This is a genomic window from Pseudomonas sp. A0308 (assembly GCF_044218815.1).
Classification (GTDB): Bacteria; Pseudomonadota; Gammaproteobacteria; order Pseudomonadales; family Pseudomonadaceae; genus Aquipseudomonas; species Aquipseudomonas iridis.
In genome coordinates, this window is sequence record NZ_CP162581.1 from 4,052,107 (window position 1) to 4,077,635 (window position 25,529).

At 59.3% G+C, this 25,529-nt stretch carries 24 protein-coding genes; 16 read left to right on the plus strand and 8 right to left on the minus strand.

Annotation, left to right across the window (positions count from 1 at the left end; translation table 11 throughout):
* The first annotated feature begins 70 nt into the window (after positions 1-70).
* From AB4P92_RS18635 to trpE, 10 genes are all read left to right on the plus strand, one after another.
* Positions 71-2,467 (plus strand): PAS domain S-box protein, encoded by a 2,397-nt coding sequence (locus AB4P92_RS18635; protein WP_395597992.1) that lies wholly within the window; start codon positions 71-73, stop codon positions 2,465-2,467.
* Positions 2,468-2,577: 110 nt separating this feature from the next.
* Positions 2,578-3,207 carry a response regulator transcription factor gene (locus tag AB4P92_RS18640; protein ID WP_008147212.1) on the plus strand — a complete coding sequence of 210 codons (630 nt, stop codon included), beginning with the start codon at positions 2,578-2,580 and terminating at the stop codon, positions 3,205-3,207.
* Between the two features lie 331 nt (positions 3,208-3,538).
* On the plus strand, positions 3,539-4,663 hold the full coding sequence (locus AB4P92_RS18645) for an ABC transporter ATP-binding protein (RefSeq protein ID WP_042561376.1): 1,125 nt from the start codon (positions 3,539-3,541) through the stop codon (positions 4,661-4,663).
* Between the two features lie 48 nt (positions 4,664-4,711).
* On the plus strand, positions 4,712-5,755 hold the full coding sequence (locus AB4P92_RS18650; protein ID WP_042561375.1) for an ABC transporter substrate-binding protein: 1,044 nt from the start codon (positions 4,712-4,714) through the stop codon (positions 5,753-5,755).
* Positions 5,756-5,949: 194 nt separating this feature from the next.
* Positions 5,950-7,197, plus strand: a complete 1,248-nt coding sequence (locus AB4P92_RS18655) for an ABC transporter permease (RefSeq protein ID WP_042561374.1) — start codon at positions 5,950-5,952, stop codon at positions 7,195-7,197.
* A 12-nt stretch (positions 7,198-7,209) separates the two neighbouring features.
* Positions 7,210-8,034: an ABC transporter permease gene (locus AB4P92_RS18660; protein WP_042561373.1), complete on the plus strand. Its 825-nt coding sequence runs from the start codon at positions 7,210-7,212 to the stop codon at positions 8,032-8,034.
* Between the two features lie 224 nt (positions 8,035-8,258).
* Positions 8,259-9,407, plus strand: coding sequence for an iron-containing alcohol dehydrogenase (locus AB4P92_RS18665; protein WP_395597993.1), 1,149 nt, complete (start codon positions 8,259-8,261; stop codon positions 9,405-9,407).
* A 114-nt stretch (positions 9,408-9,521) separates the two neighbouring features.
* Entirely contained in the window at positions 9,522-10,196 is a 675-nt protein-coding gene (gene rpe / locus AB4P92_RS18670; protein ID WP_042561371.1) for a ribulose-phosphate 3-epimerase, read from the plus strand.
* Positions 10,193-11,011: a phosphoglycolate phosphatase gene (locus AB4P92_RS18675; RefSeq protein ID WP_395597994.1), complete on the plus strand. Its 819-nt coding sequence runs from the start codon at positions 10,193-10,195 to the stop codon at positions 11,009-11,011. The genes rpe and AB4P92_RS18675 overlap by 4 nt, the downstream gene beginning before the upstream one ends.
* A 70-nt stretch (positions 11,012-11,081) precedes the next feature.
* Positions 11,082-12,563 (plus strand): anthranilate synthase component I, encoded by a 1,482-nt coding sequence (gene trpE, locus AB4P92_RS18680; RefSeq protein ID WP_115147194.1) that lies wholly within the window; start codon positions 11,082-11,084, stop codon positions 12,561-12,563.
* A gap of 169 nt (positions 12,564-12,732) precedes the next feature.
* On the opposite strand, the gene estP is transcribed toward trpE, so the two are convergent.
* The gene (gene estP, locus AB4P92_RS18685) at positions 12,733-14,643 is read right to left on the minus strand and encodes an esterase EstP (protein WP_395597995.1); all 1,911 of its coding nucleotides are present in this window, start codon (positions 14,641-14,643) and stop codon (positions 12,733-12,735) included.
* Between the two features lie 406 nt (positions 14,644-15,049).
* Here estP and AB4P92_RS18690 point away from each other — a divergent pair, with 406 nt between their 5' ends.
* The 4 genes from AB4P92_RS18690 (at position 15,050) to AB4P92_RS18705 (ending at position 18,371) form a co-directional block, all read left to right on the plus strand.
* A complete protein-coding gene (locus AB4P92_RS18690) occupies positions 15,050-15,643 on the plus strand; it encodes an aminodeoxychorismate/anthranilate synthase component II (RefSeq protein ID WP_025113531.1) in 594 nt (197 codons plus the stop codon).
* A 9-nt stretch (positions 15,644-15,652) separates the two neighbouring features.
* Positions 15,653-16,702 carry an anthranilate phosphoribosyltransferase gene (gene trpD / locus AB4P92_RS18695; RefSeq protein WP_395597996.1) on the plus strand — a complete coding sequence of 350 codons (1,050 nt, stop codon included), beginning with the start codon at positions 15,653-15,655 and terminating at the stop codon, positions 16,700-16,702.
* Positions 16,699-17,535 (plus strand): indole-3-glycerol phosphate synthase TrpC, encoded by an 837-nt coding sequence (trpC, locus tag AB4P92_RS18700; RefSeq protein ID WP_395597997.1) that lies wholly within the window; start codon positions 16,699-16,701, stop codon positions 17,533-17,535. Before trpD ends, trpC begins: the two co-directional genes overlap by 4 nt.
* Before the next feature lie 134 nt (positions 17,536-17,669).
* Positions 17,670-18,371, plus strand: coding sequence for a lipoate--protein ligase family protein (locus AB4P92_RS18705; protein WP_200616512.1), 702 nt, complete (start codon positions 17,670-17,672; stop codon positions 18,369-18,371).
* 9 nt (positions 18,372-18,380) lie between these two features.
* On the opposite strand, the gene crp is transcribed toward AB4P92_RS18705, so the two are convergent.
* The gene (crp, locus tag AB4P92_RS18710) at positions 18,381-19,025 is read right to left on the minus strand and encodes a cAMP-activated global transcriptional regulator CRP (RefSeq protein WP_007966430.1); all 645 of its coding nucleotides are present in this window, start codon (positions 19,023-19,025) and stop codon (positions 18,381-18,383) included.
* Positions 19,026-19,261: 236 nt separating this feature from the next.
* Here crp and AB4P92_RS18715 point away from each other — a divergent pair, with 236 nt between their 5' ends.
* Positions 19,262-19,684 carry an OsmC family protein gene (locus AB4P92_RS18715; protein ID WP_003228794.1) on the plus strand — a complete coding sequence of 141 codons (423 nt, stop codon included), beginning with the start codon at positions 19,262-19,264 and terminating at the stop codon, positions 19,682-19,684.
* 237 nt (positions 19,685-19,921) lie between these two features.
* Positions 19,922-20,716, plus strand: a complete 795-nt coding sequence (gene speD / locus AB4P92_RS18720; RefSeq protein ID WP_042561364.1) for an adenosylmethionine decarboxylase — start codon at positions 19,922-19,924, stop codon at positions 20,714-20,716.
* A 111-nt stretch (positions 20,717-20,827) separates the two neighbouring features.
* Here speD and coq7 read toward each other — a convergent pair whose 3' ends face one another.
* The 6 genes from coq7 to hemJ all read right to left on the minus strand — a co-directional run bounded on the left by coq7 (position 20,828) and on the right by hemJ (position 25,396).
* Positions 20,828-21,475 carry a 2-polyprenyl-3-methyl-6-methoxy-1,4-benzoquinone monooxygenase gene (gene coq7 / locus AB4P92_RS18725; RefSeq protein ID WP_042561363.1) on the minus strand — a complete coding sequence of 216 codons (648 nt, stop codon included), beginning with the start codon at positions 21,473-21,475 and terminating at the stop codon, positions 20,828-20,830.
* A 191-nt stretch (positions 21,476-21,666) separates the two neighbouring features.
* A complete protein-coding gene (locus AB4P92_RS18730; protein WP_003228789.1) occupies positions 21,667-22,005 on the minus strand; it encodes a histidine triad nucleotide-binding protein in 339 nt (112 codons plus the stop codon).
* Between the two features lie 80 nt (positions 22,006-22,085).
* Complete coding sequence (locus tag AB4P92_RS18735) at positions 22,086-22,874, minus strand: SDR family oxidoreductase (RefSeq protein ID WP_042561362.1); 789 nt, start codon at positions 22,872-22,874, stop codon at positions 22,086-22,088.
* A 61-nt stretch (positions 22,875-22,935) separates the two neighbouring features.
* The gene (locus tag AB4P92_RS18740) at positions 22,936-23,886 is read right to left on the minus strand and encodes a DUF805 domain-containing protein (RefSeq protein WP_042562228.1); all 951 of its coding nucleotides are present in this window, start codon (positions 23,884-23,886) and stop codon (positions 22,936-22,938) included.
* A 79-nt stretch (positions 23,887-23,965) separates the two neighbouring features.
* Positions 23,966-24,934, minus strand: a complete 969-nt coding sequence (locus AB4P92_RS18745) for an NAD(P)H-dependent flavin oxidoreductase (RefSeq protein WP_395597998.1) — start codon at positions 24,932-24,934, stop codon at positions 23,966-23,968.
* A gap of 33 nt (positions 24,935-24,967) precedes the next feature.
* On the minus strand, positions 24,968-25,396 hold the full coding sequence (gene hemJ, locus AB4P92_RS18750) for a protoporphyrinogen oxidase HemJ (protein ID WP_042561360.1): 429 nt from the start codon (positions 25,394-25,396) through the stop codon (positions 24,968-24,970).
* Positions 25,397-25,529: the final 133 nt, after the last annotated feature.

A 25,529-nucleotide genomic window follows, 5' to 3' on the forward strand; every position in this document is an offset into this window, starting at 1 on the left:
TTATTCCAGGCCAGAAAGTATCCCGGCAGCCTAATGGGTTGGTCAGAATTTGTCAGTTCAAGAGACTTCAATGAAGCGATTTCACTGCCTGTGGGTTATCGGCTGTTTGTGGTTTCCCTTGATGGGCTGGGCGGCGCCTGCGCCACCGGCGCACGTTGCGCAATTGTCGGCGAGTGAGCAGCAATGGCTCGCGCAGCACAACGAATTGCGCGTCGGCCTGGTGTTGCAGGCACCGTACGCGCAATACGACCGACGCTTGCAGCGGTTGTCCGGGGCCAATGTCGAACTGATGAAGTTGCTCGCCCAGGCACTCAATGTTGAGCTGAGCTGGCGCAATTTTCAGGATCTGGCGCAATTGGAAGCGGCGGTGCGCGATGGCGAAGTCGATATCGCCCCGGGGCTGACCCAGACACCCAGTGCGCTGCGCCTGTGGCAGTTTTCCGATCCGTACATGCGCGTGCCGCAACTGGTGGTCAGCGATCAGAAGGCCAGCGGCGGGGTGGATCTGGAAAAACTCGACGGCCAGACCCGCGTCGCCGTGCGCATGCCGAGTACTACTGCCGACTATTTGCGCGGCAACTATCCACACCTGAACCTGCAAGGCGTGCCGCTGGAGCGTCAGGCGTTGCAGCTGTTGTTGAGTCAGCAGGCCTCTTACGCGGTGGTCGATGAAGCGCAGCTCGGTCGGCTGTCAGTGGAACCGGAGTTCGCCGAACTGGTGGTGGTGGGCGACATCGGTCTGCCGCAACTGCTGCGCGTGGCTTCGCGGCGCGATTGGCCGCAGCTGGCCGGTATCGTCCAGAGCGCATTGCGGGCGATCCCGGCCAAGGATCTGGAACGCCTGCACAATCAATGGCTGCAACCCAAGTATCCGAGGCTGTCGGAGTCGCCTGGGTTTTGGCAGAACCTCAGTCTGTTGTTCGCCGTCATGTTGCTCAGTTGCATGGCGATTGTGTTCTGGCAGCGGCGTCAGCAGCGCAGTCTCGAACAGCGTCTGCTCGCCGCACGGGAAGACATTGCCCTGCGCGCAGCCAGCGAAGAAGCCTTGCGGTTGACGCAGTTTTCCATCGATCAAAGCACCGTCGGCATTCTTTGGGTCAACTGGGACAGCCACGTGCGGTACGCCAATCGGGCTGCAGAAAACATGCTCGGTTACCCCTCGGGTGGGCTGATCGAGCGGCCGTTGATCGACTTCGAACCGGGCCTGCACATGGACCGTTGGCTCAACCTGTGGAAACGCGCGCGGGCCAGTGAAGAAGGGCCGCAGAGTTTCGAAACCAGTTGCGTGCGCGCGGATGGCAGTGTTTTGCCGGCGGACGTGTCGCTGAGTTTCTTGCGCTTTCGTGACAGCGAATATCTGGTCGTTTACCTCACCGACGTCACCGACCGTCGTCGTGCACTGGCCGCGTTGCAGGAAAGCGAGGCGCGACTGCAAGGCATCGCCGCCAACGTGCCGGGGCTGGTGTTCCGTCTGGAGCGGGCGCCGGTCACCGGGCAAATCGACTTTGCCTATATATCCGAGGGCAGCGAAAGTCTGGTCGGTTATGCCCCGGCGGCCATCGCTCACCGTGACATGGGCCTGCGCAGCCTGGTGCATCCGGACGACAAGGCCAGTTATCACCAGACCCAGGATCAGGCGCTGGACACCGATAGCGACTGGTCGTGGCAGGGGCGAATCCTCACGCGCCAAGGGGTGCAGCGTTGGGCCGAAATCAAGGCGATCACCCGACAGCTGGAAGATGGCGCTTATGTCTGGGACGGCATTGTCTGGGACATCACCGAGAGCAAGCGCATCGAGCTGGAACTGGCGTCATCGCGCGAGCAACTGCGCGAACTGTCGGCGCACCTTGAAAGCGTGCGCGAGGAAGAGAAGGCGCGGATCGCCCGCGAGGTACACGACGAGTTGGGGCAAATGCTCACGGTGCTGAAACTGGAGACATCGATGTGCGAATTGGCCTACGCGCAACTCGATCCCGGTCTGCACGAGCGGCTGAACAGCATGAAACGCCTGATCGCCCAGTTGTTTCAGCTGGTGCGCGATGTGGCGACCGCGTTGCGGCCGCCGATTCTCGATGCCGGGATTGCCTCGGCAATCGAGTGGCAGGCGCGAAGATTCGAAGCGCGGACGCAGATTCCGTGCCTGGTGCAGGTACCGGACAATCTGCCACCGCTCAGTGATGCCAAGGCGATTGGTTTGTTCCGGATCCTGCAAGAGGCGCTGACCAATGTGATGCGTCATGCCCAGGCGCATACTGTGGAACTCACGCTGGTGCTGGCAGGCGACGAATTGTGTCTGACAGTCAGCGATGATGGCGTAGGATTTGTCGCCGCTGCTGGTCGGCCGACTTCGTTTGGTTTGGTAGGCATACGTGAGCGGGTGCTGATCATGGGCGGGCGGTTTGCGCTTGAAAGTGAGCCGGGGGAGGGCACCAGTCTGATGGTGTGGGTGCCGGTGGATGAAGCCTGATGGTCGAGTGGTGTTGATGCTGGCCTCTTCGCGAGCAGGCTCGCTCCCACGTTGGAATGCATTTCCCTGAGGGAGCGAGCCTGCTCGTGAATTTTGAAGTGGAGAAGAACGTGATCCGAGTACTGGTAGCCGAAGACCACACCATCGTCCGCGAAGGCATCAAGCAATTGATCGGCCTGGCCAAGGATCTGCTGGTGGTGGGGGAGGCGAGCAATGGCGAACAATTGCTCGAAACCCTGCGCCATGTGCCGTGCGAAGTGGTCTTGCTCGACATCTCCATGCCCGGGGTCAACGGACTGGAAGCGATACCGCGAATCCGCGCGCTGAATAATCCGCCAGCAATTCTGGTGCTGTCGATGCACGACGAAGCGCAAATGGCCGCACGTGCGCTGAAGATCGGCGCCGCGGGTTACGCGACCAAGGACAGTGATCCGGCGCTGCTGCTCACTGCCATTCGTAAAGTTGCGGCGGGCGGGCGTTATATCGATCCGGATCTGGCTGACCGCATGGTCTTCGAAGTCGGCCTGACGGATTCGCGGCCGTTGCATTCGCTGTTGTCCGAACGCGAGTTCTCGGTGTTCGAGCGCCTGGCCCAGGGCGCCAACGTCAACGACATCGCCCAGCAACTGGCCCTGAGCAGTAAAACCATCAGCACGCACAAGGCGCGGCTGATGCAGAAGCTCAATATCACTTCACTGGCGGAACTGGTGAAGTACGCGATGGAACACAAACTTCTCTGACCTGAACGCGATCCTCTGTAGGAGCTGCCGAAGGCTGCGATCTTTTGATCTTGATCTTAAAAAACAAGATCAAAAGATCGCAGCCTTCGGCAGCTCCTACCAGGGGGGGTGTGTGGGCATATCTGTTAGCGACAGCCGCTTTTGCTGGTTCTTGCGGCTCGCAGCTTGTCGCTCTTGGCTCGCTTGCCAATGCGCGCCATCCTTGTAGGGCGATCCCTACCCCCAACCTTCCATACGGCTGAGGCGATTCTCTCCTGCGCCCCGATTTGCGTGGCTGCCGCCAGCCACTAGGCTGGATACACAAGCAGTCATCAACAACAAAGGTGTGGGTATGAGCCAGGTCGATACAAGCGCAGGAGCCAGTGATGTGCTGGTCAGCTTTCGTGGAGTGCAGAAGAGCTACGACGGCGAGAACCTGATCGTCAAAGACCTCAACCTGGACATTCGCAAAGGCGAATTCCTCACCCTGCTCGGGCCGTCCGGTTCCGGCAAGACCACCAGCCTGATGATGCTCGCCGGTTTCGAAACCCCGACCGCCGGTGAAATTCTGCTGGCCGGTCGCTCGATCAACAACGTGCCGCCGCACAAGCGCGACATCGGCATGGTGTTCCAGAACTATGCCTTGTTCCCGCACATGACCGTGGCCGAAAACCTCGCGTTCCCGCTGAGCGTGCGCGGGCTGAACAAGAGCGACGTCAGCGACAAGGTGAAAAAAGTCCTGAGCATGGTCCAGCTCGATGCCTTCGCCCAGCGTTATCCGGCGCAGTTGTCCGGCGGCCAGCAGCAACGTGTGGCGCTGGCCCGCGCGTTGGTGTTCGAACCGCAACTGGTGCTGATGGACGAACCCCTCGGCGCCCTCGACAAACAACTGCGTGAACACATGCAGATGGAAATCAAACACCTGCACCAGCGCCTCGGCGTGACCGTGGTCTACGTGACCCACGATCAGGGCGAAGCACTGACCATGTCCGACCGCGTGGCTGTGTTCCATCAGGGCGAAATCCAGCAGATTGCGCCGCCGCGCAGCCTCTACGAAGAACCGAAAAACACCTTCGTCGCCAACTTCATCGGTGAGAACAACCGCCTCAACGGCCGGTTGCTTAGCCAGAACGGCGAGCGCTGCGTGGTCGAGTTGGGTCGTGGCGAGAAGGTCGAGGCGCTGGCGGTAAACGTCGGCCAGACCGGCGAGCCGGTGACCCTGTCGATCCGTCCGGAACGCGTCAGCCTCAACGGTTCGAGTGATCAATGCGTTAACCGCTTCTCAGGGAGGGTGGCGGAATTCATCTATCTGGGCGACCACGTCCGGGTGCGCCTGGAAGTCTGCGGCAAGACCGACTTCTTCGTGAAACAACCGATTGCCGAGCTCGATCCAGGGCTCAGCGTCGGCGACGTGGTTCCGCTTGGCTGGCAGGTCGAGCACGTTCGCGCGCTTGATCCTCTTTTAGAGGCGAACTGATCGCCCCGGCAATACCAACACCAACCCTGCACGTGGAGAGAACAATAAATGTTGAGATCCCTGAAGTTCACCGCCCTTACCCTGGGCCTGATGGGTGCGGCAAGCGCAATGGCTGCTGGCCCGGATTTGACCGTGGTGTCGTTTGGCGGGGCGAACAAGGCTGCGCAAGTCAAAGCCTTCTATGCACCGTGGGAAGCGGCGGGCAACGGCAAGATCGTTGCTGGCGAGTACAACGGTGAAATGGCCAAGGTCAAAGCCATGGTCGACACCAAAAGCGTGTCGTGGGATCTGGTGGAAGTTGAGTCGCCAGAACTGTCCCGTGGCTGCGACGAAGACATGTTCGAGCCACTGGATCCTGCGCTGTTCGGCAAGACCGAAGATTACGTCAAAGGCGCGATCCAGCCGTGCGGCGTAGGTTTCTTCGTATGGTCCACCGTGCTCGCGTACAACGCCGACAAGCTGAAAACCGCGCCAACCAGTTGGGTCGATTTCTGGGACACCAAGAAATTCCCGGGCAAGCGTGGCCTGCGCAAAGGTGCCAAGTACACTCTCGAGTTCGCCTTGATGGCCGACGGCGTGGCGCCGAAAGACGTCTACAAGGAACTGGCCAGCAAGGGCGGTCAGGATCGCGCGTTCAAGAAACTCGATGAGCTGAAGCCAAGCATCCAGTGGTGGGAGGCCGGCGCGCAGCCGCCGCAGTATCTCGCTTCCGGTGACGTGGTCATGAGCTCGGCCTACAACGGTCGGATTGCTGCGGTGCAGAAAGAATCCAACCTGAAAGTGGTGTGGAACGGCGGCATCTACGACTTCGACGCATGGGCCATCCCGAAAGGTCTGGACGCCAAGCGTGCGGAAGCGGCGAAGAAATTCATCGCCTTCTCGGTACAGCCGCAGCAGCAGAAGACCTACTCGGAAAACATCGCCTACGGCCCGGCCAACACTCAAGCCGTGCCGCTGCTTGCCAAGGACGTCCTGAAAGACATGCCGACCACGCCGGAAAACATCGCCAACCAGGTGCAGATCGACGTCAGCTTCTGGGCTGACAACGGCGAGCAACTTGAGCAGCGTTTCAACTCCTGGGCGGCGAAATAAGCAAGGCCTGGTGATGGTGGGCTTGCCTACCCCTGTGGGAGCGAGCCTGCTCGCGAAAGCGGTAGATCGGCCAGCATAGATGTTGAATGTGATGGCCTCTTCGCGAGCAGGCTCGCTCCCACAGGTAGCTGTGTTCCAACACAACAGAGGTGGTTCGCCACCTCTGTAACGATCAAAGATTTGCGGAGTACGTCATGGCCATCGCCGTTCCCCTGAACGAGGGCGCCAGCCCCACCTTGAAGCAGAAGCTCAAGCGCGCCGAGCGGGTCAACCGCTGGAAAGCGCAGGCGCTGATTGCGCCGCTGGTGATTTTCCTGCTGCTGGTGTTTCTGGTGCCGATCGTGGCGCTGCTCTACAAAAGCGTCGGTAACCCGGAAGTGGTCGGCGGCCTGCCGCGCACCGTGGCGGCCATCGCCAGTTGGGACGGCCGTGGCCTACCCGCTGAACCGGTCTATAAAGCGGCGAGTGAAGACCTCGCCGAGGCGCGAAAAAACCAGACCTTGGGCGATTTGTCCAAGCGCTTGAACATGGAGTTGGCTGGCTATCGCAGCCTGCTGACCAAAACTGCCCGGGCGTTGCCATTCGCCAGCGAACCGGCCTCTTATAAAGAAGCGCTTGAAGCCCTCGATGAACGCTGGGGCGATCCGGCCTACTGGCAAGCGGTCAAGCGCAACACCAGTAGCATCACCCCGTATTACTTGCTGGCGTCGGTCGATCACCGTATCGACGACCTCGGCGAAATCGCCCCGGCCACCCCGGACCAGGCGATCTACCTCGACATCTTCGCCCGTACCTTCTGGATGGGCCTGGTCATCACTGTGATTTGCCTGGTGCTGGCGTATCCGTTGGCGTACTTGCTGGCGAACCTGCCGTCGCGTCAGAGCAACCTGCTGATGATTCTGGTGTTGCTGCCATTCTGGACTTCGATTCTGGTGCGAGTGGCGGCGTGGATTGTGTTGCTGCAATCGGGCGGCCTCATCAACAGCGGGCTGATGGCGATGGGCATCATCGATAAGCCGCTGGAACTGGTGTTCAACCGCACCGGCGTGTACATCTCGATGGTGCACATTCTGCTGCCGTTCATGATCCTGCCGATCTACAGCGTGATGAAAGGCATCTCGCCAACCTACATGCGCGCCGCGATTTCCCTTGGCTGCCACCCGTTCGCGAGTTTCTGGCGGGTGTACTTCCCGCAGACCTATGCAGGCGTCGGCGCCGGCTGCCTGTTGGTGTTCATCCTCGCCATCGGCTACTACATCACCCCGGCGCTGCTCGGCAGCCCGAACGATCAAATGGTCAGCTACTTCGTCGCCTTCTACACCAACACCAGCATCAACTGGGGCATGGCCACTGCGCTGGGCGGCTTGTTGCTGCTGGCGACCGTGGTGCTTTATCTGATCTACAGCTGGCTGGTGGGCGCCAGTCGCCTGCGCCTGAGCTAAGGGGAGTTTGAAATGCTGAGTCCTTACATGTCGCCCATCGAACGGGTGTGGTTCTACAGCTTGCGGATCCTCTGCGGCTTGATTCTGCTGTTCCTGATTCTGCCGGTGCTGGTGATCATTCCGCTCTCGTTCAACTCGGGCAGTTTTCTGGTGTACCCGCTGCAGGGTTTCTCGCTGCAGTGGTATCAGGACTTCTTCGCTTCGGCCGAGTGGATGCGCGCCCTGAAGAACAGCATCATCGTCGCCCCGGCCGCGACCGTGCTGGCGATGATCTTCGGTACGCTGGCGGCCATCGGCCTGACCCGTGGCGACTTTCCCGGCAAGGCGCTGGTGATGGCGCTGGTGATTTCGCCGATGGTCGTGCCGGTGGTGATCATCGGCGTGGCGAGTTATTTGTTCTTCGCGCCGCTGGGCCTGGGCAACAGCTTCTTTTCTCTGATCGTGGTGCATGCGGTGCTGGGTGTGCCATTTGTGATCATCACGGTTTCGGCGACGTTGCAGGGGTTTAACCATAACCTGGTGCGTGCCGCCGCGAGCCTTGGCGCTTCGCCGTTGACGGCATTTCGTCGCGTGACCCTGCCGCTGATTGCACCGGGGGTGATTTCCGGCGCGCTGTTTGCTTTTGCGACGTCGTTTGATGAGGTGGTGGTGACGCTGTTTCTCGCGGGGCCCGAGCAGGCTACTTTGCCTCGGCAGATGTTCAGCGGGATTCGCGAGAACCTCAGCCCGACGATTGCCGCTGCAGCCACGTTGCTCATCGCCTTCTCGGTCATCCTGCTGCTGACCCTGGAATGGTTGCGTGGGCGGAGTGAGAAATTGCGTACCGCACAGGTTTAAGGATCCGCGCTATTCCCCCTGTGGGAGCGAGCCTGCTCGCGAAAGCGGTGGGTCAGCTGGCATATCAGCTGAACCAGACACCGTATTCGCGAGCAGGCTCGCTCCCACATTTTGATTTGTGTTGTGTTCAGATGTTTGGGTCATTCACACCCTGAATAGCAGACAACCCCAAATCCCCAGCTAATCTTGTGCCCAGCTCCCACATCTATAAGAGGCTGCGCACGATGAGTCTTTCCCAGTTCAAAATCGCTCACAAACTGATCACCGGCGCCGGAGCCATCGAGCAACTGGCGGCCGAACTCACTCGCCTCGATATCGATAATCCGCTGATCGTCACCGACGCCGCGCTGGTCAAGTCCGGTACCGTCGAGCTGGCGCTGTGCCAATTGGGCGGGCGCGAGTACGAGATTTTCGACCGTGTACTGCCGGACCCGGAAATTGCCATCGTCGAAGATTGCATGCGCGTGTACCGCGAGGGTGGGCATGACGGCTTGATCGGCCTCGGCGGCGGCAGTGCCATCGACATCGCCAAAAGTGTGGCGGCGTATGCCGGTTACCACGGCGCGCTGGAGGATCTGTTCGGCGTCGACCAGGTGCCGCGTAAAGGCCCGCCGCTGATCGCCATCCCCACCACCGCCGGCACGGGCTCGGAAGTGACCAACGTCGCCATTCTTTCGGACAAGGTCGCGCAACTGAAGAAGGGCATCGTCAGCGACTATCTGTTACCGGATGTCGCGCTGGTCAGTCCGCAAATGACCCTGACTTGCCCCCGCAGCGTTACTGCAGCCAGTGGCGTCGATGCGCTGGTGCACGCCATCGAATCCTATCTGTCGGTGAATGCCTCACCGATTACCGACTCCCTCGCCATTGGCGCAATCAAACTGATCGCCAATGCCTTGCCCAAGGCCTACGCCAACGGCGCCAATCTGCAAGCGCGCGAAGACATGGCCACCGCGAGCCTGATGGCCGGCATGGCATTCGGCAATGCCGGGGTCGGTGCGGTGCATGCGTTGGCGTATCCGCTGGGCGGGCGATTCAACATTGCCCACGGCGTCAGTAACGCCTTGTTGCTGCCGTATGTCATGACCTGGAACAAGATGGCCTGCGTCGAGCGCATGCAGGATATTGCCGAAGCCATGGGGGTGAAAACGGCGCATCTGAGCGCCACTGAAGCAGCGGACAAAGCCGTGCAGGCCATGACCGATTTGTGCGCGGCGGTGGAAATTCCCCCGGGGCTGCGCAGTTTCGGTGTGCCGGAAGACGCGATCCCGGCCATGGCCGTGGAAGCCGCAGGCATCGAGCGCCTGATGCGCAACAACCCGCGCAAGCTCAGCGCCGTCGATATCGAGAAGATCTACCGCGCGGCGTACTGATCCGTCGGCGACTAGCGGTCATGGCACAACCCAATCATCGCAGTCACGGTGCGCGCGCGGAAACTTGAGGTATACAATGCGCGCCATCGTGATTTAGCTCAGAAAAGGTGCGTCATGCAGCCCTTCGTAATTGCTCCGTCGATTCTCTCTGCCGACTTCGCCCGCCTCGGCGAAGAAGTAGACAATGTTCTGGCCGCTGGTGCCGACTTCGTCCACTTCGATGTCATGGACAACCACTACGTGCCCAACCTGACTATCGGCCCGATGGTGTGCGCGGCACTGCGCAAGTACGGCGTTACCGCGCCAATCGACGCGCACCTGATGGTCAGCCCGGTGGATCGCATCGTTGGCGACTTCATCGAGGCCGGCGCGACTTACATCACCTTCCACCCGGAAGCCACGCTGCACGTCGATCGCTCGCTGCAGCTGATCCGCGAAGGCGGCTGCAAATCCGGTCTGGTGTTCAACCCGGCGACCCCGCTGGACGTGCTCAAGTACGTGATCGACAAAGTCGACATGGTCTTGCTGATGAGCGTCAACCCGGGTTTCGGCGGGCAGAAGTTCATTCCCGGCACCCTCGACAAACTGCGCGAAGCACGGGCGATCATTGATGCGTCGGGCCGTGACATCCGTCTGGAAATCGATGGCGGCGTCAACGTCAACAACATCCGTGAAATCGCTGCTGCTGGCGCCGACACCTTTGTCGCCGGCTCGGCGATCTTCAACGCGCCGAACTATCAGGAAGTCATCGACAAGATGCGCTCCGAACTGGCGCTGACTCGCCCATGAGCGGTTTTGAGCAGCTGTTCCCGGGCAAACTGCCACGGTTGGTGATGTTCGATCTGGATGGCACGTTGATCGACTCGGTTCCCGACCTGGCGGCAGCGGTGGACACGATGCTGCTCAGCCTTGGCCGCCAGCCGGCGGGCATCGATTCGGTGCGCGAGTGGGTTGGCAACGGCGCGCCGTTATTGGTGCGTCGGGCGCTGGCCGGTGGCATCGATCATTCGGCGGTGGATGACGTCGAGGCCGAACACGCGCTGGAAGTGTTCATGCAAGCCTACGGCGCCAGCCATGAACTGACCGTGGTTTATCCCGGTGTGCGCGACACCCTCAAATGGCTGCAAAAGCAGGGCGTGGCCATGGCGTTGATCACCAACAAACCGGAGCGCTTCGTCGCGCCGTTGCTGGATCAGATGAAGATCGGCCGCTACTTCAAGTGGATCATCGGCGGCGATACCCTGCCGCAGCAGAAACCTGATCCGGCGGCGCTGTTCTTCGTGATGAAAATGGCCAATATCCCGGCCTCGCAATCGCTGTTCGTCGGCGACTCGCGCAGTGATGTGCTGGCGGCGAAGGCGGCGGGGGTCAAGTGTGTGGCGCTCAGCTACGGTTACAACCATGGCCGACCGATTGCCGAGGAATCCCCGGCGCTGGTGATTGACGATCTGCGCAAGCTAATTCCCGGTTGCCTGGATCTGGCCGGTGGGATAACGTTGCCCGACGCTGTTCAACCCCCTTCTGGAAACGCCATCGTGGTGGTCACCCGCAAACTCTGGATGAAAGTCATCAAGGCCCTGGCCCGCTGGCGTTGGCGCGCCTGACTTTTTTCTGGCCGGCCTGCCGGCGCGTTTGCACACCTGACTGATGACACCTCACACCACGAGGCACCCTATGATCCGCGAAGAATTCCTGCGCTTGGCCGCTGACGGCTACAACCGCATCCCGTTGGCCTGCGAAACCCTGGCCGACTTCGACACACCGCTGTCGATCTACCTGAAACTGGCCGACCAGCCCAACTCCTACCTGCTCGAATCGGTGCAGGGCGGCGAGAAATGGGGCCGTTACTCGATCATCGGCCTGCCGTGTCGCACTGTGCTGCGGGTGCACGACCATCACGTCAGCATCACCGTCGATGGCGTCGAGACCGAAAGCCACGACGTCGAAGACCCACTGGCCTTCGTCGAAACCTTCAAGGCCCGCTATAACGTGCCGACCATCGCAGGTCTGCCGCGTTTCAACGGTGGTCTGGTGGGTTATTTCGGTTACGACTGCGTGCGCTATGTCGAAAAACGTCTGGGCAAATGCCCGAACCCGGATCCACTGGGCGTGCCAGACATCCTGCTGATGGTCTCCGATGCGGTCGTCGTGTTCGACAACCTTGCCGGAAAAATGCACGCGATCGTGCTGGCTGACCCGGCGCAGGCCGATGCCTACGAGCAAGGTCAGGCGCGTTTGCAGCAATTGCTTGAGCAACTGCGCCAGCCGATCACGCCACGTCGTGGTCTGGACTTCAGCAAGCAGCAGTCGGCCGACCCGGTGTTCCGCTCCAGTTTCACCCAGGACGATTACGAAAAAGCCGTCGACACCATCAAGGAATACATCCTTGCCGGTGACTGCATGCAGGTCGTGCCGTCGCAGCGTATGTCGATCGACTTCAAGGCTGCACCGATTGACCTGTACCGCGCACTGCGTTGCTTCAACCCGACGCCGTACATGTACTTCTTCAACTTCGGCGACTTCCATGTCGTCGGCAGTTCGCCGGAAGTGTTGGTGCGGGTCGAAGACAACCTGATTACCGTGCGCCCGATTGCCGGTACTCGCCCACGCGGGGCTACTGAAGAAGCGGATCTGGCGCTGGAAGTAGACTTGCTGTCGGATGACAAAGAGATCGCCGAGCACTTGATGTTGATCGATCTGGGTCGTAACGATACGGGGCGCGTCTCGGAAATAGGTTCGGTGAAACTCACCGAAAAAATGGTCATCGAGCGTTATTCCAACGTGATGCACATCGTGTCCAACGTTACCGGTCAGCTGAAGGAAGGCCTGACGGCGATGGATGCGCTACGAGCGATTCTGCCGGCGGGCACCTTGTCCGGTGCGCCGAAGATTCGTGCGATGGAAATCATCGACGAGCTGGAGCCGGTCAAGCGTGGCGTGTATGGCGGCGCGGTCGGTTACTTCGCGTGGAACGGCAACATGGACACCGCGATTGCGATTCGCACCGCCGTGATCAAGAACGGCGAGCTGCACGTGCAGGCCGGTGGCGGCATCGTCGCCGATTCGGTGCCGGCGCTGGAATGGGAAGAAACCCTGAACAAACGCCGCGCGATGTTCCGCGCGGTGGCCCTGGCTGAACAAACCCCGGACGTCTGATTCACGCAATTCCCTGTGGGAGCAAGCCTGCTCGCGAAGAGGGCGTGTCAGGCGCTATAGAGGTTGGCTGATACACCGCTTCGCGAGCAGGCTCGCTACCACATGGGTTTTGTGTTCAGCCATAAAAAAAGCGGCGCCTGTGAGGGCGCCGCTTTTTTGTGCCTGCGATTTAAAAGTCCAGACTCACCCCGACGTTGATCCCTTGCTGGGTAAAGTCATCATCCTTGCGGACGTTGTAGCTGGCACGAAGCGCCAGGTCTTTGGTGAGGTTGTGGCTCACGCCCAGGTTCAAGCGATTGAGGTTGGTCTGCGGGGTGTAGCCTTCCAGGGTGTACTGGTTGCCCGGCAGGCTGTTGAGATTCATCGTCACATCCTGAGCGTCATCGTTGTACTCACGTTCGTGAGCCAATTCGCCGAACACCTGAGTTTGCGAAGTGATCTGGTATTTGCCCTGAATCCCCAGGCCGAGACGCCGGGAGATGCGCGACTGGTCATCGAATGTCAGCGCGGTGGAGTCAGCGCCGTCCTCCGAATAGCCGTCGACCTCGACCTTGGCGAAATCAGCACTCACGAAGGGTGACAGGTGCCATGGGCTGCTCGCCTCTGGCGCGATGTCGTAACCCACGCGTCCGCTGAAAGCCAGGACATAACCGTCGGTGTCGCCTTTCTCGCCGCGCTCGTTCGTCCCCAACTGGAATTTACGCTTGAGGCTGTCGTAATCCAGGTGGCCGGCGGTCACGGCCGCGTCACCCCACCAGCGATTCTGCTGGTACTGGGCGAAAGCGGTGCCCATGTAGGTGTTCAGCTTGTAGTCGGAATCGTGCTCGCCAGCTTCGAGTTTCTGGTTGTAGAACCCGGCCGCCAGGCCAACGCGCCAGGCGTCGTTGAGGCGGTAGCTGCCACCGATGTTCAGGTTGTAGCCATTGCCGTCGGCGCTGGCGCCGCTGTCCTGGCTGTCGAAGTCCTGATGTTGGCCGCCGCCAGCGACAATCGCGCGCCATTGGCCAACGCCTTGCCAGTTTTCCCAGTCGGCCAGCCACTGGTTGCGCAGTTCATCCTGATGCGAGCGCAGGGTGCCTTGCGCCATCTCTGGCAACAGGGTCGCTTCCCACGGTGCAGCCAGCAACGAGTAAGCGTAATCGGCGATCAGGCGCTGGCCGGCTTCGGTGGGGTGAACTGCATCGTTGTAGATGAGCTTGGTCGGGTCTGGCGTCGCACTGTTGATCCCGTACCGGGCATTCTCGGTGCAGCCGCTACCGCTGAAGCAGGTGGCGCTGAGATTCTGGTCGGTGGCCAGACCGAACTGGCCCGGGTTGGCAAACGACTCTTTGAGCAGCACCGGAATGTTCAGCGGAATCACGTTAGCGTTGACGCGCTGCAACTGGCTGACCAGTTCGGTGTTGAACTGACTGCTGAGCTGGGACGTGAACGCTTGCAGGGGAGAGCCATTGAAGGCCGGGGTGAAGCCGATGTCCGGCAGCAGCCATACCATGATGTAACGGGCGCCGGCTTGTTGCAGGGTTTGCGCACTGCTCGCCAGACGATCCGCCGCAGCGCTGGCCTGAGGCAGGCTGGTCACGCGTCCCTGAAGGAAGTCATTGCCGCCCCCCGACAGGTAATACAGCGCATTCGGATCGGCGCGAAAGCCGTTCGACGGCAGGTAACCGGCGCGAGTGCGTTCGCCGGTGGCGGATTGCGTGGTGATCGAATCAAGAATCTGGTCGGTACGATAGCCGCCTACCGCCCAGTTGTTACCGTCGGCCAGGCCTTCGTCCGCGCGTACTGCCGATGACGAGGACGCTGTCTGATCCGGCGAGAACCCCAGTTTGCCGCCGAGGATCTGCGTCGCGTTGAGCGAGCGCAATTCGCCGCTGCCATCCAGATACACCGGGCCGGTTCGGTTGGTATAGCGCTGAGTGGCGCCGTCCGGGCCGCCGCTGTCGCTAAACGTGCCGGCGTCATTGAGGCTGTCGCCGAAAACAATGAAATTCGAATAAGGATTGGGCGCGGCATTCGCTTGGGCGCAGGCTAATGCGAGCAAGCAGCTGGCCATCGGTACAAACAACGTCTGTTTGATCATGAGCAAGTCCGTTTATTTATTGTTGTAGGTGAACAAAACGACAGTACCAAAAACTTCCGGCCTTTTGCCATCGGTCGCGATTCCTCCCCTGGATTTATCCACCAAAGGCCCGGCCATATTGCACGCTCCGCCCAGCTAAGTTACTGTGCCCGAACGTATGAACGAGACCTTCCCCGTGTTGATCACCAGCAAACTTCTGGATCAAGTCATCAAGGCACACGCCCGTTGGCGTTGGCGCGCCTGAATCTTTTCTGCCGGCTCGGCCGGATCTGTATCGCTTTGCCTTCCTTGCTCGTTTGAATTGCCGCTTTGCCGACGCCCCTGTGCGTCCGACATCGTGCAGCGCCCTGCGGGCAAGTCATCTGAAGGCTGTCTTCAAGTCAGAATTCAAGAGGTTCGAAACGCCATGTTGCTGATGATCGACAACTACGACTCCTTTACTTACAACGTTGTGCAATACCTCGGCGAGCTGGGTGCCGAAGTCAAAGTCGTGCGCAACGACGAATTGACCATTGCCGAAATCGAAGCGCTTAACCCCGAGCGCATCGTGGTGTCTCCCGGTCCTTGCACACCGACCGAAGCCGGTATTTCCATCGAGGCTATCAAGCACTTCGCTGGCAAACTGCCGATTCTTGGCGTCTGCCTCGGCCACCAGTCCATCGGCCAGGCCTTTGGCGGCGACGTGGTGCGCGCGCGTCAGGTAATGCACGGTAAGACTAGTCCGGTATTCCACGAGGACAAGGGCGTTTTCGCCGGTCTGAATCATCCGTTGACAGTCACCCGCTACCACTCCCTGATCGTCAAGCACGATACTTTGCCCGATTGCCTGGAACTGACCGCGTGGACGCAACACGATGACGGATCAGTCGACGAAATCATGGGCCTGCGTCACAAGACCCTGAACATTGAGGGCGTACAGTTTCACCCCGAGTCGATCCTGACTGAGCAGGGCCATGAACTGTTTGCCAACTTCCTCAAACAAACCGGCGGCACGCGCTAAGGACTTCCCATGAATATCAAGACAGCCCTGAGCCGTATCGTTGAGCACCTCGACCTCAGCACCGAAGAAATGCGCGATGTGATGCGCGAGATCATGACTGGCCAATGCACCGACGCGCAGATCGGCGCGTTCATGATGGCCATGCGCATGAAGAGCGAAAGCATCGACGAAATCGTCGGCGCCGTGTCGGTCATGCGTGAGCTGGCCGATCAAGTCGAACTGAAAACACTCGACGGCGTGGTCGACGTGGTTGGCACCGGTGGTGACGGCGCCAATATTTTCAACGTATCCACCGCTTCTTCCTTTGTGGTTGCCGCTGCCGGTTGCACCGTAGCCAAGCACGGCAATCGCGCGGTATCGGGCAAGAGCGGCAGCGCCGATTTGCTCGAAGCAGCCGGTATCTATCTCAACCTGACGCCGGTTCAAGTCGCCCGTTGCATCGACAACGTCGGCATCGGTTTCATGTTTGCCCAGACCCATCACAAAGCCATGAAGTACGCCGCCGGCCCGCGCCGCGATCTCGGCCTGCGTACGCTGTTCAACATGCTCGGCCCGCTTACGAATCCGGCCGGCGTGAAGCATCAGGTGGTGGGTGTGTTCAACCCGGCGCTCTGCCGCCCATTGGCTGAAGTTTTGCAGCGTCTGGGCAGCAAGCATGTGCTGGTGGTGCATTCGAAGGACGGTCTGGACGAGTTCAGTCTCGCCGCGCCGACGTTTGTCGCCGAGCTGAAAAACAACGAAATCACCGAATATTGGGTCGAGCCGGAAGATCTGGGCATGAAGAGCCAGAGCCTGCACGGCTTGTCGGTCGACGGCCCGGAAGCGTCGCTGGCGCTGATTCGCGATGCACTGGGCAAGCGCAAAACCGAAAACGGCCAGAAAGCCGCTGAAATGATTGTGCTCAACGCCGGTGCAGCGCTTTACGCCGCTGACATCGCCAGCAGTTTGAAAGAGGGCGTGGAGCTTGCGCACGACGCCCTGCATACCGGCCTCGCTCGGGAGAAACTCGAGGAGTTGGGTGCCTTTACCGCGGTATTCAGAGTGGAGAATGAAGGATGAGTGTACCGACGGTTCTGGAAAACATTCTGGCCCGCAAAGTTCAGGAAGTCGCCGAGCGTAGCGCCCGCGTGAGCCTGAGCGAGCTGGAAAGTCTGGCCAAGGCGGCCGATGCACCACGCGGTTTTGCCCAGGCATTGCTGGCGCAGGCGAAGCAGAAACAACCGGCTGTGATTGCCGAAATCAAGAAGGCTTCGCCGAGCAAAGGCGTGATTCGCGAAGATTTCGTTCCCGCCGACATCGCCAAAAGCTACGAGAAGGGCGGGGCGACCTGTCTGTCGGTGCTGACCGACATCGATTACTTTCAGGGCGCCGACGCCTATCTGCAACAGGCTCGCGCCGCCTGCAAGCTGCCGGTGATCCGCAAGGACTTCATGATCGATCCGTACCAGATCGTCGAAGCCCGTGCACTGGGTGCCGACTGTGTGCTGCTGATCGTCTCCGCGCTGGACGATGTGAAAATGGCCGAACTGGCGGCGGTGGCCAAAGGCGTCGGTCTCGACGTGCTGGTGGAAGTGCACGACGGTGATGAACTGGAGCGCGCGTTGAAAACACTCGACACGCCACTGGTCGGCGTCAACAACCGCAACCTGCATACCTTCGACGTCAGCCTGGAAACCACCCTCGATTTGTTGCCGCGTATTCCGCGCGATCGTCTGGTGATCACCGAGAGCGGCATCCTCAATCGTGCCGATGTCGAGCTGATGGAAATCAGCGACGTTTATGCGTTCCTGGTCGGCGAGGCATTTATGCGTGCGCAAAGCCCGGGCACTGAGCTGCAGCGCCTGTTTTTTCCGGAACGAGGTGGTTCGATCAGCGGTTCGACGCTCGACTGATAACCTTTCAGACCGAGTCGACCCTTTCGCGAGCAGGCTCACTGCCACATTGAAATGCAATCCAGTGTGGGAGCGAGCCTGCTCGCGAAGAGGCGCTTGAAACCCCTGAAGATTCAAATCTGCCGGAGCCCTCCATGTCGCTGCCAATCCCTCTGACCATCGAAGCGGGCCTCCAGGCCGAACAAGACCTGCTCGCCTCAGTCTGCGCCGGCGATTCAGAGTTCGGCCTTCTATTCTGGCAGCCCACTGACCGCGCCCTGGTCATGCCTCGCCGCCTCAATCGTCTACCCGGTTTCGATCACGCCTGCGAAGTCTCCGCCGCAGCCGGCTGGCCAGTACTCCTTCGCGAGACGGGCGGTGAACCTGTCCCGCAATCAGCCTCGACGATTAACATCGCGCTGGTCTACGCACCACCGCGCAGCGAAGGTGATCTGAATCGCATCGAAACGGGCTACCGGCGTCTTTGCGATCCGATTTGTCAGTTGCTGGATGAGTTGGGCGGTACGTCGTCGCTGGGCGAAATTGACGGTGCGTTTTGCGACGGTCGCTTCAACGTCAATCTCGACGGCCGCAAAATGGTCGGCACGGCCCAGCGCTGGCGTCAGAGTCAGGGAGGGCAGCGTCCTGTGGGCTTGGTGCACGGTGCGATGTTGATGGATAACGAGCGCGAATCGATGGTTGCGGCGGTCAATCGCTTCAACGAAGCTTGTGGCCTCGAGCAGCGGGTACGTGCGCAAAGCCACATTGCCCTGCATGAAAAATTCAACGCGCCACAGGCATTGGCGCGTCTTGATGAGCTGTTTCGATTGATGCTGGCGCAGATGTACAGCGCCTGATTTTCGAGCTTACCGCGTACCGAAGACCACCATGGTCTTGCCTTTCACGTCGACCAGGTTGCGTTCCTCAAGATCCTTGAGCACGCGACCGACCATCTCTCGCGAGCAGCCGACAATCCGCCCGATTTCCTGACGCGTCACCTTGATCTGCATGCCGTCGGGATGGGTCATCGCATCCGGCTGTTTGCACAGTTCCAGCAGGCAACGGGCGACACGACCGGTTACGTCAAAGAATGCCAGATCGCCGACCTTGCGCGTGGTGTTGCGCAAACGTTGTGCGATTTGTCCGCTGAGCACGTAAAGAATGTCTGGATCCTGCTGCGACAGCTCGCGGAATTTCACGTAACTGATTTCCGCAATTTCGCATTCAACCTTGGCCCGCACCCAGGCGCTGCGTTGCTGTTCCTGACCAGCCTGTTCGAACAGGCCCAGTTCACCGAAGAAGTCTCCGGCGTTCAGGTAAGCAATGATCATCTCGCGACCGTCGTCGTCTTCGATCAGGATCGTCACCGATCCCTTGATGATGAAGTACAACGTATCCGAACGGTCGCCGGCGCAGATGATGTTGCTCTTGGCGGCATGACGACGACGCTGACAATGCATCAGCAGCTTGTCGAGGTTCTTGATTTTGGGTGTGGGGGTAATAGCAACCATGGTTGTATCCCGAAAAGACTGCACGGTGATGTTTGATTTTTTTAGGAGGCGCTGAAGGCGGTCGCTACACAGCTGGCATAGGCGCCAGCGAATTGGCGCCAGCTTAACAGACACTTCGTCGCAAATTCGAGAAATTACCTACACGGTTGGAGCATTCGTCCTAGGAATGCTGCTCGCTGTCAGGGCAATCCCCTGTGCTAAGCTGGCGACCCTTTTTTTACAGTGGAGTCTGGGCGATGAAGGCACGCATCCAATGGGCTGGCGAAGCCATGTTCCTCGGCGAATCCGGTAGCGGTCATGTCGTGGTCATGGACGGTCCGCCGGACGCCGGTGGCCGTAATCTGGGTGTTCGCCCGATGGAGATGCTCCTGCTGGGTGTCGGCGGTTGCAGCAACTTCGACGTGGTCAGCATTCTGAAAAAGTCCCGTCAGGCCGTTGAAAGCTGTGAAGCCTTCCTCGAAGCCGAGCGTGCGACCGAAGACCCGAAGGTATTCACCAAGATCCACATGCACTTCGTGGTCAAGGGCCGTGGCCTGAAAGAAGCCCAGGTCAAACGCGCCATCGAACTGTCTGCCGAGAAGTATTGCTCGGCTTCGATCATGCTTGGCGCAGCCGGTGTGGCGATCACCCACGATTACGAAATCGTCGAACTGGGTTGAAGCGACATTCAACTATCATAAAAGCAGTGCAGACTCTGGCGATCCCCCGCTGACGTCTGCATAATGCGCCACTTTTTTCAGGGCAGTGATCGGTCAGCCGACGGGTCATCCGCCTGAACAGATAACCAAAATCGCCATCGCGAAGAGGTGTTAACCGTCCTACGCAGGTGCGTTGTTCGCATTTGACGGGCATGCTTGATCACGCGGCTGTGCCGCATACATAGAGAGTTTTTAACGGTGAAAAGCAAACTCAAGCTCCACGGGTTCAATAACCTGACAAAGACCTTGAGCTTCAACATCTATGACATCTGCTACGCGGAAACCCCGCAAGACCAGCAGGCGTACGTCGAGTACATCAATCAAGAGTACAACGCAGAACGTCTGACGCAGATCCTCACGGAAGTTGTAGAAATCATTGGTGCCAACATTCTGAACATTGCGAGTCAGAACTATGAGCCTCAGGGTGCCAGCGTCACGATTCTGATCTCGGAAGAGCCGGTGACCCCGACTGAAAGCCAGATCGAAGAGTCGCCAGGTCCATTGCCCGAAATTATCCTGGCCCACCTCGACAAGAGTCACATCACGGTGCATACCTACCCGGAAATCCATCCGGACGCCGGTATTGCGACTTTCCGTGTAGACATTGATGTGTCGACCTGTGGTGTCATTTCACCGCTTAAAGCGCTCAATTTCCTCATTCACCAGTTCGATTCGGACATCGTGACCGTGGATTACCGTGTGCGCGGCTTCACCCGTGACGTTGAAGGCAACAAGCACTTCATCGACCACGAGATCAACTCGATCCAGAACTACCTTTCCGAAGACACCCGCGACGCGTACCAGATGACCGACGTGAACGTGTATCAGGAAAACCTGTTCCACACCAAAATGTTGCTGAAGAACTTCGAACTGGACAACTACCTGTTCGGCGACGCCACCAGCAGCCTGTCGTCTGAGCAACGTGCCCAAGTGACTGATCGTGTGAAACACGAGATGCTGGAAATCTTTTACGCGCGCAACATGCCAGCGTAAGAGTTTCAGGCACAAAAAAAGGCGACCTTTCGGTCGCCTTTTTCATTCCGTCACAGGATCTTTGTGGCAGCTGGCTTGCCAACGACAAGTCCCTGTCTGACGATTCAAACTTCAGATCCGATAAGTACTCTTGGTCATCACCTTGGCCAACAGACTCATCCCGAACTTCACTGGTGCCGGAAACCGGAAACCACCCGCATCCAGCGCACTCTCGGCATGATGCTCTTCATCAATGCGCATCTGCTCGAGAATCGCCCGAGACTTCTCGTCCTCGACTGGCAGTTGCTCCAGGTGCTCGTTCAAGTGCTTGCATACCTGATGCTCGGTCGCCGCAACAAACCCGAGGCTGACCTTGTCGCTGATCAGACCGGCCACAGCGCCAATCCCGAACGACATGCCATAGAACAGCGGATTGAGCACGCTGGTATGACTGCCCAACTGGTGAATGCGTTGTTCGCACCAGACCAGATGATCGATTTCCTCTTCGGCTGCGTGCTCCATGGCCTTGCGCACCTGTGGCAGCTTGGCGGTCAGCGCCTGTCCCTGATACAGCGCCTGGGCACAGACTTCGCCGGTATGGTTGATGCGCATCAGCCCGGCGACATGGCGGGTGTTTTCGTCGCTCATCTGGGTTTCCGGCTGCAAAATCGCCGGTGACGGACGGTACGGCTGGCCACTGAAGGGCAGCAGGGTACGCATCGCGGCATCGGCCTGCAGCAGAAGACGGTCAATCGGCGAGTAGTGACGTTGGGTAGTCATGCTGACCTCCGGGAAGAATCTCGGCGGCCAGTTTAACCGAATCGGCCGGAGAAGGTTTGCGCTGGGTCATTAGCCATGCGGTCATGCTTTTGTGGGAGCAAGCCTGCTCGCGAAGGTCGGCACATTCAAAGCATCAGCGCCTGACACTCCGCCTTCGCGAGCAAGATCGCTCCCACAGTTTTTGCGTTACATCAGCCCGGAGGCCAGTTCATCTGGCGTTGTCCGAGTACGTGCATATGAATATGGTAGACGGTCTGCCCACCCTTTTCATTGCAGTTCATGACGACCCGGAAGCCCTCTTCACAGCCCAGCTCCAGTGCCAGACGTTGCGCGGTAAACAGGATATGCCCGGCCAGTGCCTTGTCGTCTTCGGTCAGGTCATTGAGGGTGCGCACCGGTTTTTTCGGGATCACCAGAAAATGCACCGGTGCCTGAGGGGCGATGTCGTGGAAGGCCAGAACCTGGTCGTCCTCGTAGATGATCTTGGCCGGGATTTCCCGGTTGATGATCTTGGTGAACAGAGTATCCACTGCTGTTTTCTCCGTTGTTTGGGCTGGTCTGAGTGTACTCATGGGGACTGAACCCGCCCAGTGTTTTGCCGTAGGACAGATCAGCGCGGGCAGTAGGCCTTGTTGACCATGCCGACGATGGTGCGGTTCAGCCAGCGCGAACCCAGTCGCGGTAAAAACGCGAACCAGCGATTGCGCCGTCCCGGAATGATGATCGCGCGATTTTTCTCCAGCGCGCGAACGGTGTAGAGCGCGACTTCTTCAGGGCTCATCAGCATTTTGCTGTCTTTGAGTTTGTCACTGTTCAACTGCGCGGTGCGGAAAAAAGCCGTGCGGGTCGGGCCTGGGCAGAGCACCGAAACCTTGACCGCGCTTTGTTTGAGCTCAACCCGCAATGCTTCGGAGAAGTGCAGCACATACGCCTTGCTGGCGTAATAGGTGCTCATCCACGGGCCAGGATTGAACGCCGCCACGGAGGCAACGTTGAGAATCTGTCCGCCACCCTGCAGCGCCATGCTATTGCCAATCGCATGGCACAGGCGGGTGAGGGCGAGGATGTTTACTTCGATCAGGTCCTGCTCGGTCATCCAGTCCTGAGCCAGGAAAGGGCCGCAAGTACCGATGCCGGCGCAGTTCACCAGCAGGTCGATTTGCCGGTCACCTTCTTCCAGCTCCAGCAGGAAACCGGAGAGGCGCAGCGGTTCGCCCAGATCGCAGGCTCGGAACAGGACCTCGACGCCGAAGCGTTGGGTCAGTTCGATAGCAATACTTTCCAGCTGATCACGCTGTCGTGCCACCAGAATCAGGCTGCGGCCGCGCCGGGCCAGCGCTTCGGCCATGGCCAGACCGATGCCGCTGGAGGCGCCAGTGATCAGAGCGTAACGGGTCATGCAATTCTCCCTCGCAACAGCTCCGCGCCAGCGACGCGGGTGTCACGGCGGGGAGCGCTGTTCATTCTTGCGCAGAGTCTACAGGGGCCTGCGCCGCTTCGGCTGCATCGTCGGTGGAATTCGCTGCGGGCTCGTCCTCGACTTCGACTTCATCGGTGGTCACCGAGCCGCTGTCGTAGCTGCTTTCGAGGCTTGTTTCGTATTCCTGCTGGATGGCCGAAATTCCGCCGAGTATCCCGCCCATGAAAAACAACCCGATAAAGACGATCCACAGTGCACTCAAAACCTTGACTGCTGTGTTGTTGGGCGGAGGTGGTGGCCCGTATCGGTTGGCACCGGTATTGCCCGGCACGACCATGATTACAAAAGGGAAGATGCTGCCCACGAATGGGACCAGGGTCAGCAACCACAGCCAGCCGGACCAGCCGATATCGTGCAGGCGTTGCACGGTGAAGAAAATGCTGATGACGATGAGCGCCAAACCCAGAAAGAGCGCGACGATGCCGCCAATGATCAGTCCGCTGGTGGATTCGGCGCTGACCAGCCCCACGGCAATCAGCGCAAAAATGCTGATGATCGGCAGGCTTACCAACGTCACGACCATCGTCCAGGCCAGAAAGCGCAAGCGACCGATCCGGCCTTCCACACCAAGCGGTTTGAGCGGTGCAAACGCTGCGAAGGTTTCACCTACGCTGGCCCGCGGTGGCGCATAAGGCGAGGAGGGTTCTGCCACGGCAGCGGATTGCTCGCGTACGTCCGAGAGGTTCAGCTCGATGGCTGTTTCGGCTTCGATCCGGGCGTCGATCCCGGTTTTGTTCAATGCTTGCAGGTAGGTCTGCGCATCGCTGTGAGACAGATCGCGCTTGAGTGCCACGGTGCTGCCGTTGAACAGCCGCTCAATGCTGGCCACTTCGCTTTTGAACAGATCTGCGAGATTCAGCTTGGCTGTGGTGATATCGACACCGGGCTGTAGAGCTCCGTCGAAAACGATCTTGTAACGGGGGTCGCTCATGGCCGAGGCATCCTTGTCGCGATAGATTGAAAGGTCGTCAGTGTAAGGCCAGTCCACCAGCGACGGGCCTGATTTTTTCTTAGCGCGGCCAGCGTTGCGGCAACTGCGCGGCACGTTCCTGAGCCTGCCGGTATTCAGTGTCGAGGCGGGCGATCAACTGATCCACGCTGGGCAGATCATTAATCTGCCCAACACCCTGACCGGCAGACCAGACAGTCTTCCAGGCTTTGGCTTCATCGCTGATCGGCTTGAGCTTTTCGCCGAAATTGACTTCGCCTTTGCCTTGCAGCGTCGCCAGGTCGAAACCCGCGGCCTCAAGGCTTTGGCGCATGAAGCTGGCCGGCACCCCCGACACCGCTGGAGTATGAATGATGTCGGCTGCTTTGGCTGTCAGCAGCATCTCTTTGTAAGCGTCAGGCGCATGACTTTCGGTGGTGCCGATAAATCGCGTACCGAAGTAGGCCAAATCCGCACCGAGTAATTGAGCGGCCAGAATCTCGTGGCCATGGTTCAAACATCCCGCAAGCAGTAAGGTCTTGTCGAAGAACTGACGAATCTCGGCGATCAGCGCAAATGGACTCCACGTACCTGCATGACCCCCGGCGCCGGCCGCGACGGCGATCAAACCGTCGACGCCGGCTTCGGCGGCTTTCTCGGCATGGCGGCGAGTGGTGACATCATGGAAGACCAGGCCTCCATAACTGTGCACCGCGTCGACCAACTCCTTCACCGCGCCAAGGCTGGTGATAACGATGGGCACTTTATGTTCGACGCAAATATCCAGATCCGCTTGCAAGCGCGGATTGCTGTTGTGAACGATCAGGTTCACCGCATACGGCGCCGGATTGTCCAGCGTCGCCAGTCCCGCCTCGATCTGTTCCAGCCAGGCTTTGAATCCGCTGCTTTCGCGTTGGTTCAGCGCCGGGAAGCTGCCGACCACGCCATTACGACAGCAGGCCAATACCAGTTGCGGATTGGAAATCAGAAACATCGGCGCCGCCACCACAGGCAGACGCAGACGTTGTTCGAGCAGAGCGGGCAGCGACATTATGAACACCCCAAAGATTTGTACCGGTTGAAGTTAGAACGGCTTGACCACCACCAGAATTACGATAGCAATCAACATCAGAACCGGCACTTCATTGAACCAGCGATAAAAGACATGGCTGCGGGTGTTCTCGCCACGGGCAAAACGTTTTACCTGCGCGCCGCACATGTGGTGGTAGCCGATCAGCAAGACGACAAGGGTCAGCTTGGCGTGAATCCAGCCGCCCATGCTGAAAATGCTCGGGTTGAGGTAGATCAGCCAGCCACCGAAGATCAGCGTGGCGATCATTGCCGGGCCCATGATGCCGCGATAGAGCTTGCGCTCCATGACACTGAAGCGTTCTTTGCTGATCGTGTCTTCACTCTGTGCGTGATAAACGAACAGTCGTGGCAGGTAGAACAGCCCGGCAAACCAGCACACAAGACTGACGATATGAAACGCTTTGATCCACAGATAGAGCATTTTTAGTTATTCCCAGGTTCACGGTAGTCTGGATAGTAGAGGCTTGAGCGTCCGCACGTCACTTTGACGGTTGTCGCAGGCGCGCGCGGCCCCTATTATCGACGGCTTTCCAGTAGGTTCGTAGAGGGCAGGT